This window comes from Blautia fusiformis (genome assembly GCF_020686995.1).
In the GTDB taxonomy this organism is placed as follows: Bacteria; Bacillota; Clostridia; order Lachnospirales; family Lachnospiraceae; genus Blautia_A; species Blautia_A fusiformis.
The window spans coordinates 19696-34529 of sequence record NZ_JAJEPT010000022.1 but is presented as its reverse complement, the minus strand read 5'-3'; the positions used below and the strand labels follow the sequence as shown (position 1 = coordinate 34529).

General features: G+C 46.7%; 11 protein-coding genes. 2 read left to right on the top strand and 9 right to left on the bottom strand.

Going from position 1 to position 14834, the window contains the following annotated elements:
- Positions 1–147: 147 nt before the first annotated feature.
- The 4 genes from dapB to LKD46_RS15140 all read right to left on the bottom strand — a co-directional run bounded on the left by dapB (position 148) and on the right by LKD46_RS15140 (position 3135).
- Positions 148–903: a 4-hydroxy-tetrahydrodipicolinate reductase gene (gene dapB / locus LKD46_RS15155; protein ID WP_015526245.1), complete on the bottom strand. Its 756-nt coding sequence runs from the start codon at positions 901–903 to the stop codon at positions 148–150.
- A gap of 35 nt (positions 904–938) precedes the next feature.
- On the bottom strand, positions 939–1835 hold the full coding sequence (gene dapA, locus LKD46_RS15150) for a 4-hydroxy-tetrahydrodipicolinate synthase (RefSeq protein WP_015526246.1): 897 nt from the start codon (positions 1833–1835) through the stop codon (positions 939–941).
- 35 nt (positions 1836–1870) lie between these two features.
- Positions 1871–2377 carry a cob(I)yrinic acid a,c-diamide adenosyltransferase gene (locus LKD46_RS15145; protein WP_015526247.1) on the bottom strand — a complete coding sequence of 169 codons (507 nt, stop codon included), beginning with the start codon at positions 2375–2377 and terminating at the stop codon, positions 1871–1873.
- Positions 2378–2508: 131 nt separating this feature from the next.
- Complete coding sequence (locus LKD46_RS15140; protein ID WP_015526248.1) at positions 2509–3135, bottom strand: single-stranded DNA-binding protein; 627 nt, start codon at positions 3133–3135, stop codon at positions 2509–2511.
- 201 nt (positions 3136–3336) lie between these two features.
- On the opposite strand from LKD46_RS15140, the gene typA reads away from it, so the two are divergent.
- Positions 3337–5169: a translational GTPase TypA gene (gene typA, locus LKD46_RS15135; protein ID WP_059086972.1), complete on the top strand. Its 1833-nt coding sequence runs from the start codon at positions 3337–3339 to the stop codon at positions 5167–5169.
- A 788-nt stretch (positions 5170–5957) separates the two neighbouring features.
- The gene (gene adhE, locus LKD46_RS15130; protein ID WP_044962213.1) at positions 5958–8594 is read left to right on the top strand and encodes a bifunctional acetaldehyde-CoA/alcohol dehydrogenase; all 2637 of its coding nucleotides are present in this window, start codon (positions 5958–5960) and stop codon (positions 8592–8594) included.
- A gap of 155 nt (positions 8595–8749) precedes the next feature.
- Here adhE and LKD46_RS15125 read toward each other — a convergent pair whose 3' ends face one another.
- From LKD46_RS15125 to LKD46_RS15105, 5 genes are all read right to left on the bottom strand, one after another.
- Positions 8750–9940, bottom strand: a complete 1191-nt coding sequence (locus LKD46_RS15125) for a pyridoxal phosphate-dependent aminotransferase (RefSeq protein WP_195635042.1) — start codon at positions 9938–9940, stop codon at positions 8750–8752.
- A gap of 156 nt (positions 9941–10096) precedes the next feature.
- Positions 10097–10651, bottom strand: coding sequence for a phosphatase PAP2 family protein (locus tag LKD46_RS15120; protein ID WP_015526252.1), 555 nt, complete (start codon positions 10649–10651; stop codon positions 10097–10099).
- 339 nt (positions 10652–10990) lie between these two features.
- The gene (locus LKD46_RS15115; RefSeq protein ID WP_195635041.1) at positions 10991–11665 is read right to left on the bottom strand and encodes a V-type ATP synthase subunit D; all 675 of its coding nucleotides are present in this window, start codon (positions 11663–11665) and stop codon (positions 10991–10993) included.
- Between the two features lie 14 nt (positions 11666–11679).
- Complete coding sequence (locus LKD46_RS15110) at positions 11680–13053, bottom strand: V-type ATP synthase subunit B (RefSeq protein WP_015526254.1); 1374 nt, start codon at positions 13051–13053, stop codon at positions 11680–11682.
- 1 nt (position 13054) lies between these two features.
- Positions 13055–14824, bottom strand: coding sequence for a V-type ATP synthase subunit A (locus LKD46_RS15105; RefSeq protein WP_022427341.1), 1770 nt, complete (start codon positions 14822–14824; stop codon positions 13055–13057).
- Between the last annotated feature and the right edge of the window lie 10 nt (positions 14825–14834).

Below are 14834 nucleotides of genomic sequence, written 5' to 3'. Positions count from 1 at the left end.
TTCCTAATATGGCACTTTTTCCGCTATCCTATTCTGGGAAAAATTTCAAAAACCGCAATTTCATCAAAAAAAGACGGGGTCCGATCTTACACGAACCCCGTCTGTATTACCTGTAATTTTATTCTGTTGCGGCTCAATCTGTCAGGATCAGCCGATCACGTCACTCATATCATAACGTCCTGCCGGTTTGCCTGCAAGGAATTTGGCTGCTTCTACAGCACCTTTTCCAAAAATAGCCTTGGAATATGCAGTATGCTTGAACTCGATCACTTCGTCCTGACCTGCAAAAATTATCTCATGCTCACCTACGATAGTTCCGCCGCGAACTGCGGAGATACCGATCTCCTTATCATCGCGTTTTTCACGTTTCTGGCTGCGGTCATATACATAATGATACTGATTATCCATAGCTTCATTAATGCTGTCTGCCAGCGCAAGTGCAGTACCACTTGGTGCGTCTAATTTCAGGCGGTGATGCTTCTCTACGATCTCCATATCAAAGCCTGCAGCTGCAAGAACCTTAGCTGCGTCCTGAACCAGCTTCAGAAGTGTGTTGATGCCAAGAGACATGTTTGCGGATTTCAGCACTGCTACCTTTCGGGATGTTTCTTCCACTTTTGCAAGCTGCTCCTGGCTTAAGCCGGTACTGCACAGAACAACCGGGATCTGGCGTGCCGCGCTGTACTCAAGAAGCTTGTCTGTTGCCTTTGCGGAAGAAAAATCAATGATTGCATCTGCCTCTACCTGACATGCGTCAATATCGGTAAATACCGGATAGCTGTTTTTTCCCTGATCTGCAATATCAATACCTGCTACGATCTCAGCATCCGGATCTTTCTCCACAATGCCGCTGATGACCTGGCCCATATGTCCGTTGCAGCCGTGCATGATGATTTTTACCATAGTATATTCTCCTTTACCTTTCGCTTACAGTCAGATCACTTAGCAAGCTTAAGGCCGAATTTCTCGATCTCTTTTGCAAGAGCTGCCTTTGTGTCCTCTTCCATCTCGCAGAGCGGCATACGAAGCGGCCCTACGTTCATTCCCATAAGGTTCATAGCTGTCTTAACAGGAATCGGATTTACCTCGCTGAACAGCGCATTGATCAGCGGAAGAGCTTTCAGCTGATCCTCTGTTGCTCCCTTGGTGTCGCCGTCGAAATATTTCATGACCATGTCATGTGTAAACTTCGGTGCAACGTTGGAAAGTACGGAAATAACTCCAAGTCCGCCAAGAGAAAGAATCGGAAGTACTTGATCATCATTTCCGGAGTAAAGCTCAAGCTGTCCGTCTGCCAGAGACATCATCTTGGCGATCTGGGAAAGATCTCCTGTTGCTTCCTTGATTCCGACAATGTTCTTTACATTCTTTGCAAGGTAAGCTGCTGTAGCCGGCTGGATGTTGCAGCCTGTACGGCTCGGTACGTTGTACATGATGAGCGGAGTTTCCGGAACTGCATTGGCAATTGCTGTGTAATGAGCGATAAGACCCTTCTGTGTAGCCTTGTTATAGTAAGGTGTTACAATAAGAAGAGCGTCTGCGCCATAGGAAGCTGCTTCCTTGGACATCATGATCGCTGTCTCTGTACAATTGGAACCTGTTCCTGCGATAACAGGCACACGTTTGTTAACTTTATCAATTGTGAACTTAATTGTCTGAAGATGCTCTCCGTGTGTCAGAGTAGAAGATTCTCCTGTTGTTCCACAGATAACGATGGCGTCTGTGCTGTTCGCGATCTGATCCTCAAGGATTTCCTCAAGTTTCTCAAAATTCACCTTACCGTCTTCATGCATAGGTGTTACGATTGCAACGCCTGTTCCTTTAAAAATTGCCATTTGTCTTCCTCCTTCTTTCTTCTGTGAAATATTGCTTATTCCCGTTCCTGGTCAGTCAGCTCTGTTGTTATCGTGGTAATACTATCCACATAGGGCTTCAAAGCATCCGGAAGCCAGCGTCCGGTCATAATTATATGCATACTTTCATCCTTCTGCTTAAGCATATCGATGATCGTCTCAACTGGAGCGATTCCTTTATCCATAAGCCCGAGGATCTCATCCAGCAGCAGAAAATCACACTCTCTGGTAGCAATTACCTTCCGTGCGAAATTAAGGCCATTGAGAATATTGGTTCTCTCTTCTGCCTTTTCCTGCTCACTTAGGTCATTATAGCAGGTGTCCATTTTTTCGAAACGGAAAATCTTGAAATCAAAATTATCCAGTTCCTCAAGGAAATCCAGTTCTCTGCGTTCCCTGCCCTTGAGGAACTGTATGATGATCACACTTTTTCCCTGTGTAGCAAAGCGCAGCCCCCGGCCTACAGCCAGAGTTGTCTTTCCTTTCCCGTTCCCGCAATAAACCTCTGTTATTTCTCTTTCCATGATTTTTCCTCTTACTGTTAGTGAAACCGGTAATTCCCCATTTTTCTGATTTTTTTAATATTACCGCAGATTGGCTGGAAATGCAAGTGTTACCTTAATGTTCTCACCACTATTCCAAAATATATCCAATGTTACTCAACATATTCCAATTTACTCACCGAAACTTCATAGGCAATCCTTTTTTCTGTTTCGTTTTCACTAATCCGTTTCATGTACTCCCTGCTCTGGATCCTGCCCCAGATCAGTACATGCCCGCCTACTTCAAAAGCAGAAGCATATCTGGCATTTCTTCCCCAGCATATACATGGTATGTAATCGGATTTTCCGTAAGGTCGATTAACTGCCATCAGAAGATCTGCGATCTCTCTTCCCAACGGTGTTTTTCTGTATACAGGCGGTTTACAGATATATCCGTCCAAAAAGATCTGATTGACCGGCACAGTTTCTTCTTCCTCCCCCACAAACTTCACTTCCCGGGCAAAGACTGAAAGCACAAGCCGGTTTCTCTTTTCTTCATGACGGTTATAGGATCGGAACTGTCCGTGGATCTCGATATATTCTCCCACATAATCCTGTGTGATATCGATCAGCCGCTCAGACACCATCACCGGGATCCTGTCCTCCGAATCGCTGAGACGTTTTACCAGGATATCCATCATGTAAAATCCTTCTCCAAAGACCTGATGGCTGAAAGTAAACCCCGTAGCGATCCGTCCCATAACGGATACCTGATTGTTTTCAATAATTTTATCTGCCATAATAAGTAGCTCTCCTTCCTCTTCGTGTATTTCGTCTATATCAATCTATGTGTATTTGCGGTATAATATGCCTGAAAAATGAAAAACCAAAAATATTTTTTTATGTCTTGTAATCTCACAAAAATGTGATAGACTATAAATTTGGACATCATTTTTAACAAAAAAGATTACTTATATATGGAAAGAAAGGATTTGGATTATATGAAGACCAAGCGTGAAGATGTTCGTAACGTGGCCATTATCGCCCATGTCGATCACGGTAAAACAACACTTGTTGACGAGCTTTTGAAACAGAGCGGTGTTTTCCGTGAGAACCAGGAAGTCCAGGAACGTGTCATGGATTCCAACGATATTGAGCGTGAGCGCGGCATTACGATTCTCTCCAAAAACACCGCAGTTCATTATAAGGATGTAAAAATCAATATCATCGATACTCCAGGTCATGCGGACTTCGGCGGCGAGGTAGAGCGTGTGCTGAAGATGGTAGACGGCGTTATTCTTCTTGTGGACGCCTTCGAGGGTGCCATGCCTCAGACTAAATTTGTACTTCGTAAAGCTCTCGAACTGAACCTGCATGTTATTGTCTGCATCAATAAGATCGACCGTCCGGAAGCACGTCCGGAGGAGGTTGTCGACGAGGTTCTGGAGCTTCTCATGGATCTGGACGCATCTGACGAACAGCTGGACTGCCCGTTCCTGTATGCCTCCGCAAAGGCCGGCTACGCAGTTCGTAACCTCGATGATAAGCCTGAGAATATGGCTCCTCTTTTTGAGACTATCCTTGATGCGATTCCTGCTCCGGAGGGAGATCCGGACGGAGATACACAGGTTCTTATCAGCACCATCGACTACAATGAGTATGTAGGCCGTATCGGTGTCGGTAAGGTTGAGCGCGGAACCATTTCCGTGAACCAGGAGCTGATGCTTCTGAACCATCATGACCCTGACAAACACGAGCGTGTAAAGATCAGCAAACTCTACGAATTTGACGGACTGAACAAAGTTGAAGTTAAGAGCGCTACCATCGGAGCTATTGTTGCAATCTCCGGTATCGCGGATATCCACATTGGAGATACCCTCTGTGCAGGAGACAACCCGGAGTCCATTCCGTTCCAGAAGATTTCCGAGCCAACAATCTCCATGAACTTCCTTGTAAACGACAGTCCTCTTGCAGGACAGGAAGGTAAATACATCACTTCCCGTCACCTTCGTGACCGTCTCTACCGTGAGCTGAACACAGACGTCAGCCTTCGTGTAGAAGACACCGATACAACCGAGTGCTTCAAGGTTTCCGGCCGTGGTGAGCTTCACCTCTCCGTTCTTATTGAGAACATGCGCCGTGAGGGATACGAGTTTGCAGTCAGCAAACCGGAGGTTCTCTATCACACAGACGAGCGTGGACGTAAACTGGAGCCGATCGAAATCGCATACGTTGACGTTCCGGAAGAATTTTCCGGTACTATCATCCAGAAACTCAGCGAGCGTAAAGGTGAGCTTCAGGGTATGAGCACAGCAAGCGACGGAACTGTACGTCTTGAGTTCTCCATCCCCTCCCGTGGACTGATCGGATTCCGTAACGAATTCCTTACCTCCACCAAGGGTACCGGTATCCTGAACACCATGTTTGACGGATACGCACCATACAAGGGAGACTTCCCGTACCGTAAACAGGGTTCCCTCATCGCTTTCGAGGCAGGCGAGACTGTAACTTACGGTCTTTTCTCCGCTCAGGAGCGTGGTACTCTCTTCGTCGGACCTGGCGAGAAGGTTTACAGCGGTATGGTCATCGGACAGAACGGAAAGGCCGAGGATATCGAACTGAATGTCTGCAAGACCAAGCACCTTACCAACACCCGTTCCTCTTCCGCTGACGATGCACTGAAGCTTGTTCCGCCAAAGATCTTAAGTCTTGAGCAGGCCATTGAGTTCATCGACCAGGATGAGCTTCTTGAGGTAACACCGACAAGCCTTCGTATCCGTAAACGTATTCTGGACTCCAGAGACAGAAAACGTGCCGCATTCCGCAAGAGCTGATCGAACCTGGCTATCATTTACTGTTGAGCAGAAACCTTTTACAGTAATTCGGCGCAAAGCCGCATAGTGAATGCGGATGCTTTTATCCGCCTGACCTATATTTATATAAACTGCCATATGGGAAGCATTTCCTGTATGGCAGTTTTTTTTCTGCATTTCTGAAAAAAATCCCGATAATTTCCGCCTAATTATTCTGGAAATTTAAATAATTTCAAGTTTTTTGGTTTCTTATGTTATCACGCTTTACTTTGCCACAATATTTTTGTGAATTTTTTATCAAAATCATTCCGTATTTTTGTGAATTATTTATCAAATTCTCTATTGACGTCTGAAATCAGTTAAATTATAATGTGCGCATGATCGTTTGACAAAAGTTTAACGTTAATGTTTTAACTACGTGTTGCGTTTTATCTTTTGCCGCCCTTCATATGTGTGCATGTTTTTTGTCAGTGCTGACAATTTTTTAACATGTTTTTTGTGCACAGTGCTGAATTTCAAAAATTTTTTTTAAGATTTTTCCAATAATTCAGCGTTCTGCAAAGTAAAATTTACAGTATTTTCCCCGAATTTTCTGTTCGTCATTTTGCACATAGCGACAAAATTCAGAATTTGCGTTTTTTTCAGAATTTTGATACTATATCAGTATCGAAACTAAAAATTCAATCAGATTGAATCAACAACGAAACGCAGCACGGGGACTTACAAAAACTCTGCAGCATCTGCCGGCGAAAAAAGGATAAGCCCGCAGGACCACAGACCATTATCATATGAAAACAGGAGGATTCCACATGGCAAAGAAAGAAACTATCCCTACCATCATCGACACTCCAGAAGCCCTGACCGCGAAAATGGCTGCAATGAAAGAGGCACAGAAGATCTTTGCTACCTACACACAGGAGCAGGTCGACAAGATCTTTAAGGCAGCTGCTACTGCTGCTGACAAGATGCGTATCCCACTTGCCAAAATGGCTGTTGAGGAAACAGGCATGGGTATCATGGAAGACAAGGTTATCAAGAACCATTACGCAGCAGAGTATGTTTACAATGCATATAAGAACACTCAGACATGTGGTGTTGTAGAAGAAGACAAGGCATACGGACTCAAGAAGATCCTGGAACCTGTAGGACTGATCGCTGCAGTTATCCCTACAACCAACCCGACCTCCACAGCAATCTATAAATCTCTTATTTCCCTGAAAACCCGTAATGCGATCATCATCAGCCCGCATCCGCGTGCTAAGAAATCCACTATTGAAGCTGCAAAAGTTGTTCTGGAAGCAGCTGTTGCCGCAGGTGCGCCGGAAGGAATCATCGGATGGATTGATATCCCAAGCCTTGACCTTACCAACATGGTAATGCAGAACGCAGATATCATCCTTGCCACCGGTGGTCCCGGAATGGTCAAAGCAGCTTACTCCTCTGGTAAACCGGCTGTTGGTGTAGGACCCGGAAATACACCTGCCATTATTGATGACAGCGCAGATATCCGTCTTGCAGTTAACTCCATCATCCACTCCAAGACCTTTGACAATGGTATGATCTGTGCTTCCGAGCAGTCCGTAACTGTTCTGGAGAGCATTTATAAAGAAGTGAAGGAAGAGTTCCTTTACAGAGGATGCTACTTCCTTAAAAAAGACGAGATCGAAAAGGTCAGAAAGACCATCCTTATCAACGGTGCACTGAATGCCAAGATCGTAGGACAGAAGGCTGCTACTATCGCTGAAATGGCAGGCGTTACTGTACCGGCTGAGACCAAGATCCTGATCGGTGAGGTTGAGTCCGTTGATATCAGCGAAGAATTCGCACACGAGAAGCTTTCCCCTGTACTTGCCATGTACAAGGCCAAGAATTTTGACGATGCTGTTGCAAAGGCTGCGCAGCTCGTTGCAGACGGCGGCTATGGTCATACCTCTTCCCTCTACATCAACGTAAATGAAACAGAGAAGATGGATAAATTCGAAGCAGCTATGAAAACCTGCCGTATCCTTATCAATACACCTTCTTCCCAGGGTGGTATCGGTGACCTTTATAACTTCAAGCTTGCTCCATCCCTTACTCTTGGCTGCGGTTCCTGGGGCGGTAACTCCGTATCCGAGAACGTTGGTGTCAAACACCTTCTCAATACCAAGACTGTTGCTGAAAGGAGAGAGAATATGCTCTGGATGAGAACACCGGAAAAGGTTTACTTTAAGAAGGGCTGTATGCCGGTTGCTCTTGATGAGCTCGGTACTGTTATGGGCAAGAAACGCTGCTTCATCGTAACAGACTCCTTCCTCTACAAGAATGGCTACACCAAACCGATTGAAGATAAACTGGATCAGATGGGCATCGTTCATACATGCTTCTCTGATGTAGCTCCTGACCCGTCTCTCGCTTCCGCCAAAGCCGGTGCCAAGGCTATGACCGCCTTTGAGCCAGACTGCATCATCGCTCTTGGCGGCGGTTCCGCAATGGATGCCGGCAAGGTTATGTGGATGCTTTATGAGAATCCGGACGCTGACTTCTCCGATATGTCCATGGACTTCATGGATATCCGTAAGAGAGTTTATACCTTCCCGAAGATGGGTAAAAAAGCTTACTTCGTAGCGATTCCAACCTCTTCCGGTACAGGCTCCGAGGTTACTCCTTTCGCCATCATCACAGATCAGGATACCGGCGTTAAATGGCCACTGGCTGATTACGAGCTTCTCCCGGATATGGCGATCGTAGATACCAATAACATGATGAGCGCACCGAAGGGACTTACCCGTGCTTCCGGTATCGATGTTATGACACATGCCATTGAGGCTTATGTTTCCATGATGGCTTCCGATTACACCGATGGTCTTGCACTGAAAGCGATCAAGCTTGTATTTGAGTATCTGCCGCGTGCATATAAAGATGGCAATGACGTAGAGGCCAGAGATCATATGGCTAACGCTTCCTGCATGGCAGGTCTTGCATTCGCCAATGCATTCCTCGGCGTTAACCACTCTCTCGCTCACAAGCTCGGTGCTTTCCACCACCTGCCACACGGTATCGCAAACGCAGTTGTTCTTCTGGATGTTATGCGTTACAACAGTGCTGAGGTTCCGACTAAGATGGGTACTTTCCCACAGTATCAGTATCCGAAGACACTTGCACGCTACGCTGAGATCGGACGTTCTGTAGGTCTTACAGGCAAGAACGATGCAGAAGTATTCGAAAAGCTTCTTGCTAAACTGGATGAGCTTATGAGAACTATCGAGATCCTGCCGACGATCCGTGATTACGGCGTAGATGAGAAGCATTTCCTGGAAACTCTGGATGAGATGTCCGAGCAGGCTTTCAATGACCAGTGTACCGGTGCCAACCCGAGATATCCGCTTGTATCCGAGCTGAAAGATATCTATCTGAAAGCTTATTACGGAGAAATGCCAAATAAAGAAAAGAAAAAAGCCAAATAAATGTGGAACATCCTTTTAACGAAACACAGTCGGGAGTCTATTCACTCCCGACTACGTTTCATTTGCTTATTCCCTCTTGCAAAAGATCCCCGATACAGGGCTGCATGAACAGACTGTACCGGGGATCTTTTATTCAACTGCTTTGTAATGATCGTTTATTTCAAGCCATACTCTGCTGCAAGTTTTTTAAATTCAGGAAGAGAATTCACAATTGTCTCATAGGATACACAATATGCAAGTCTCACATAACCGGGGCATGCGAAGGAGCTTCCCGGTACCATAAGGATGTTATATTTCTTACCGGCTTCACAGAAGGCTTTTTCGTCTTCAACCGGAGATTTTACAAAGAGATAGAAGGCACCCTGTGGTTTGATGCACTCAAATCCGCAGTCTTTCAGGCCATTATAAAGTGCCTGCCGATTTTTATCATAAGCTGCAAGATCAGTCTTGGCGTCTACACATTTTGCAACTACCTTCTGGATCAGGGACGGTGCATTTACACAGCCAAGTGTACGGTTTGCAATGGTTGCTGCAGAGATCAGCTCTTCGCTTCCGTCTGCCTCATCAGGGATCACCAGATATCCGATACGTTCACCCGGAAGGGAAAGAGATTTGCTGTAGGAATAGCCCACAACAGTATTGTTATAATATTTCGTCAGGTATGGGACCTCCACGCCATCATAAGCCAGCTCACGGTATGGCTCATCGGAGATCAGGTAGATCACGGTTCCGAACTCTTTCTGTTTTGCTTCCAGGATTGCGGAAAGTTTCTTGATCGTTTCTTCTGAATATACAACTCCGGTAGGATTGTGCGGGGTATTTACGATAACTGCTCTTGTCTTCGGTGTGATCTTCTGTTCAAACTCAGCGAGATTTGGCTGGAAGGTTGTGGTATCCGGAGAGATTTCCACAAGGACACCATCATAATTGCGGACATATGCACCGTATTCCAGAAAATAGGGTGCAAAAACGATCACCTCTTCTCCGGGATTCAGGATTGTTTTCAGGATCACATTCAGTCCGCTTGCAGCGCCGACGGTCATGATCAGATTCTTTGCGGAAAATTTCGTATCGAAACGTCTGTTGAGGGATTCTGCGATGGTCTGGCGTACATCCTCAAAGCCTGCGTTGCTCATATATCCGTGAAGAACTGTCGGATCCGTAGTGTTTACAAGCTCGATAATTGCTTCGCGGACGCTGTCCGGTGCCGGTACACTTGGATTTCCGAGACTGAAATCAAAAACCTTGTCTGCGCCATATTTCGCACGGAGGCGGTTTCCTTCCTCAAACATCATACGGATGGCGGAATTATTTTTTACGTAGGGTTTCATTTTTTCTGATATCATTTTGTGCTCTCTCCTTTTATCCGATTTTACAGGGTTTCATATCATTATTTCTACCATAGTCAGAATCTGTTGTACTGTCTACAATTTTACCCCGTCCTGCTTCAGCGTGTCAATACTTTGTCCAGGTAAAGTGCTTCATATTTCCTATGGACAATGCTAGTGTACCTGTTTGTCTTCCGGTTTCGTTCGCACGATCCATACTGACAACATGCTTCCCACCAGCGCGATCACGAATCCGGTCAGAACATCTGTCGGATAATGGACACCAAGATACAGTCTGGAAAATGCCACCAGTGCTGCCAGAACTACTGCCGGGATTCCGAATTTCTTCGGAAGCATACGGAGCATTACCAGAGCAACGGCAAAGGATGCTGTGGTGTGACCTGACGGAAAAGAGAAATCCTTCGGTTTGGTGATCATAGGGATGAGAGCTTCGATTTCCGCAAAAGGCCTTGGTCTTGCCACTATATTTTTGAGAAGCAGGTTGGTAACGATCGCCCCGAAGATCAGGGATAAGGCTGCCGCATAGCCTGTTTTTCTTGTCTTTGGAACAGCAAGAAGAACAACTGCACAGAGGATCCAGAACCATCCTCCGTTTCCCAGAAATGTAACAGATTTCATAAATGGTGTCAGCATATCCGTTCTTAAATATCGCTGGATCAGGAGAAGGATTTCTCCGTCCAGCTGTTGTATTGACTGTAAAATATTCATATACCTCTTACTGATCAGACGCTACCGCAATCTGCTTTGCCAGCTGTTCATAGCCATGCAGCTGCCCGGCAGTTTACCTGGTCAGATCAGCTTTCTCCTCTTTCTTTATTTTTCAGCAGACAGAGCAGCTTTCTTTTATATTTCTGCATCTGCAGCTGTCTGATTTACTTATTATCTATTATACTGTATTTTTCTTGATTTTCTAATAACAAAAGCTAAATATTTTATAAATAAAACGCCCCTGCACTGCCGAAATTTCACACAGTACAGGGACATCTCCTTTCCGTTACTTAAAACTTTCTATATAAACTTTTCTTTTTCTTTCAGGATGGCTGCGCTTTACGCTCCGCGCTCTGCCTCCCGCTCCTTATAATGATGTGCCTCCTCCAGCATCATATCTTTCACCTTCATCAGTCGGATCTGGGTACTTCTCTCGTTCTCATCCAGCTTCATGGTGATGTATTTGATGTTTGCCTGTGCTTCCGGTATGATGACATGCTCCAGGGCATTTACACGACGCCTTGTTTTTTCGATCTCGGAAGCCATAAGCTGACAGGCCTTTTCCACTTCTGCCAGACGAAGCATATCCAGCAGGATGTCTGCCAGGGATTTTACCGCTCCGTCCAGATCACTGGATGTAAAAGCAAAGCCATAGGAATAAATATCGTTGGCATCCGGTGTTCTTGTTTTGTATTCAAAAACAGGAATATCCACACTCATGACATTCTTTTTTCCGGTTTCCAGATAAACTTCCTGCTTGGGAGCCATCAGTGCCGTATTCAGCGTCTCCTCCGACATTCCTGCTTTTGCAATGACAAAATTGGTGTTGGCGCTTCGGATACCGGCTTCTACTTTTTTTCGCAGCTCCATATTCTCCCGTACCAGATCCAGGAACTGTCTCATCAGCTCGTCCCGCTTATCCTTCAGAAGCTTATGGCCACGTACTGCAGTCACCAGCTTCTTTTTCTGCTTCGTAAGCTCCATACGGGTAGGATTCACCTGTGTTGATGCCACAAATCATCCCCCCTTTATACTTTTCCGTAATACTGATCAAGGAATTTGTCATCGATACGTTTCAGCTCGCTTCTCGGAAGAATGGAAAGCAGCTTCCAGCCGATGGCCAGTGTTTCCTCAATATCACGGTTAGCCTGATAGCCCTGGGAAACATATTCCTTCTCGAAAGCATCCGCAAATTTTGCATAGATCAGGTCAATGTCGGAGAGAGCTGCCTCACCAAGAATAGTCATCAGCTCTTTGGCCTCTTTACCACGGGCATATGCGGCAAACAGCTGGTTCATGGTGTTGGCATGGTCTGCTCTTGTCTTGCCTTCACCGATACCCTTATCCTTCAGTCGTGACAGAGACGGAAGAACATCGATGGGCGGTGTGATTCCCTTACGGTAAAGCTCACGGCTCAGGATGATCTGTCCCTCTGTGATGTAACCGGTAAGGTCCGGGATCGGATGGGTCTTATCATCCTCAGGCATAGTCAGGATCGGAACCATGGTGATACTTCCTGATTTTCCTTTCTGACGGCCTGCACGCTCATAAAGAGAAGCAAGATCTGTGTACATATATCCGGGATATCCACGACGTCCCGGAACCTCCTTACGAGCCGCGGAAACCTCACGGAGAGCATCCGCATAGTTTGTAATATCTGTAAGGATTACCAATACGTGCATGTCTTTTTCGAAGGCAAGATATTCAGCCGCTGTCAGTGCCATTCGCGGAGTAGCGATACGCTCAACAGCCGGGTCATTTGCCAGGTTCACAAACAGAACAGTACGATCTATAGCTCCGGTTTCCTTAAAGCTCTCTACAAAGAAGTTTGACTCCTCGAAAGTGATACCCATGGCTGCAAATACAACGGCAAACTGCTCATCTTTTCCGCGAACCTTCGCCTGTCTTGCGATCTGTGCCGCAAGCTGTGCATGGGGAAGACCGGATGCGGAGAAGATCGGAAGCTTCTGGCCGCGTACCAGGGTGTTCAGGCCGTCAATCGCAGATACACCCGTCTGGATAAACTCCTCCGGATAGCTTCTGGCCGCCGGATTCATGGGAAGTCCGTTGATATCTCTTCTTTCCTCCGGAAGGATCTCCGGGCCGTCATCAATGGGACGTCCCAGTCCGTCAAAAACACGACCCAGCATATCGCCGGATACACCAAGCTCCATGCTCCGTCCCAGGAAACGTACCTTGCTGTTGGAAAGATTGATACCTGTAGAGCTCTCAAACAGCTGCACCAGAGCATTGCTTCCGTCGATCTCCAGAACACGGCATCTTCTTGTTTCGCCATCGGCAAGCTCGATCTCACCAAGCTCGTCAAATGCTACATCTTCAACGCCCCGTACCAGCATCAAAGGGCCGGCAACTTCCTGTATGGTCCTATATTCTTTTGGCATTTTACAGGCCCTCCTTTCCCAGAAGTTCTGCAGTCTCTGCTGCCAGCTGGCGGGTTACCTTCTCATATTCTGCTGCCAGCTGATCTTCTTTTGTATATTTATAACGGCCGATCTGCTCACGTACCGGAAGCTTTACGATATCATTGATATCTGCGCCCTGTTTCAGCGCATCCAGACCCGCATCATAAAATGCAAGTACCAGACGCATCATATTGTGCTGTTTTTCCAGAGATGTGTAGGTATCGATCTCGTGGAAAGAGTTCTGGTGGAGGAAATCCTCTCGGATGGAACGGGCTGCTTCCATTTTCAGGCGGTCACCCGGTGAAAGCGCATCCATACCTACCATCTTTACGATTTCTTCCAGCTCTGCCTCTTCCTGAAGAAGGGTCATCATTCTCTGACGGAGCTTCATCCAGTCATTCGCTACATTTTCGTCAAACCATCCGCCAACGCTGTCCAGATACAGAGAATAGCTGGTCAGCCAGTTGATCGCCGGGAAATGACGTTTGTATGCAAGGTTTGCGTCCAGTCCCCAGAATACCTTTACGATTCGAAGTGTCGCCTGGGAAACCGGCTCGGAGATATCACCACCTGGAGGAGATACGGCGCCGATTGCTGTCAGGGCACCCTCTCTTCCGTCTTTTCCACTGCAGATCACATGTCCGGCACGCTCATAGAACTGTGCAAGACGGGAACCAAGATATGCAGGATAACCTTCCTCACCTGGCATCTCCTCCAGTCGTCCGGACATCTCACGGAGAGCCTCAGCCCATCTGGAAGTGGAATCTGCCATCAATGCTACGGAGTATCCCATATCACGGAAATACTCCGCAATGGTAATACCCGTATAAATAGAAGCCTCACGTGCCGCAACAGGCATGTCTGAGGTATTGGCGATCAGAACAGTACGCTCCATCAGGGATTGTCCTGTTTTCGGATCCTTCAGCTCCGGGAACTCGTTCAGAACGTCTGTCATCTCATTTCCACGCTCACCGCAGCCGATATAGACCACGATATCTGCCTCAGCCCATTTTGCAAGCTGATGCTGGATAACCGTCTTGCCGCTTCCGAACGGGCCGGGAACTGCTGCCACACCACCCTTGGCAATAGGGAACATGGTATCAATAACACGCTGTCCTGTTACCAGAGGTTTGGCTGGCGGAAGTTTCTTCTTATATGGACGGCCACGTCGTACCGGCCAGTGCTGCATCAGGGTCAGCTCTTTATCGCCGTCTGCTGTGGAAAGAACTGCAACGGTCTCATCCACGGTAAACTCGCCGGATTTAATTTCCTTCAGAGTACCTTTCATATTGGGAGGTACCATGATCTTCTGTGTAACAACGATAGTCTCCTGAACGGTTCCAAGAACATCGCCGCCCTCCAGCTGATCTCCCACCTTCGCAACTGGAATGAAATTCCATTTTTTATCCCGCTTCAGGGCAGGAACCTCAACGCCTCGTTTCAGGTTGTTGCTGCCTGCTACCTTCATGATGTCATCCAGCGGACGCTGGATTCCATCGTAAATGCTTGTAATAAGGCCAGGACCAAGCTCCACGGAAAGGGGCACCTCCATGGACTCTACCGGTTCTCCCGGACGAAGTCCTGAAGTCTCCTCATATACCTGTATGGAAGCCTCATCTTCATGCATCTCAATGATCTCACCGATCAGACGCTGGCTGCTTACACGAACCACGTCATACATATTTGCATCCCGCATACCCTTGGCAATTACCAGCGGTCCTGCCACCTTCTTAATGGTTCCTCTGCTCATCTGAACCAAT

Excerpts from the sequence above, each read along its gene's own strand:
- dapB (WP_015526245.1), bottom strand. The coding sequence starts at position 903 with ATGGTAAAAATCATCATGCACGGCTGCAACGGACATATGGGCCAGGTC.
- adhE (WP_044962213.1), top strand. The coding sequence starts at position 5,958 with ATGGCAAAGAAAGAAACTATCCCTACCATCATCGACACTCCAGAAGCC.
- LKD46_RS15125 (WP_195635042.1), bottom strand. The coding sequence starts at position 9,940 with ATGATATCAGAAAAAATGAAACCCTACGTAAAAAATAATTCCGCCATC.
- LKD46_RS15105 (WP_022427341.1), bottom strand. The coding sequence starts at position 14,824 with ATGAGCAGAGGAACCATTAAGAAGGTGGCAGGACCGCTGGTAATTGCC.
- LKD46_RS15140 (WP_015526248.1), bottom strand. The coding sequence starts at position 3,135 with ATGGCAGATAAAATTATTGAAAACAATCAGGTATCCGTTATGGGACGG.
- LKD46_RS15110 (WP_015526254.1), bottom strand. The coding sequence starts at position 13,053 with ATGCCAAAAGAATATAGGACCATACAGGAAGTTGCCGGCCCTTTGATG.
- LKD46_RS15120 (WP_015526252.1), bottom strand. The coding sequence starts at position 10,651 with ATGAATATTTTACAGTCAATACAACAGCTGGACGGAGAAATCCTTCTC.
- typA (WP_059086972.1), top strand. The coding sequence starts at position 3,337 with ATGAAGACCAAGCGTGAAGATGTTCGTAACGTGGCCATTATCGCCCAT.
- dapA (WP_015526246.1), bottom strand. The coding sequence starts at position 1,835 with ATGGCAATTTTTAAAGGAACAGGCGTTGCAATCGTAACACCTATGCAT.
- LKD46_RS15145 (WP_015526247.1), bottom strand. The coding sequence starts at position 2,377 with ATGGAAAGAGAAATAACAGAGGTTTATTGCGGGAACGGGAAAGGAAAG.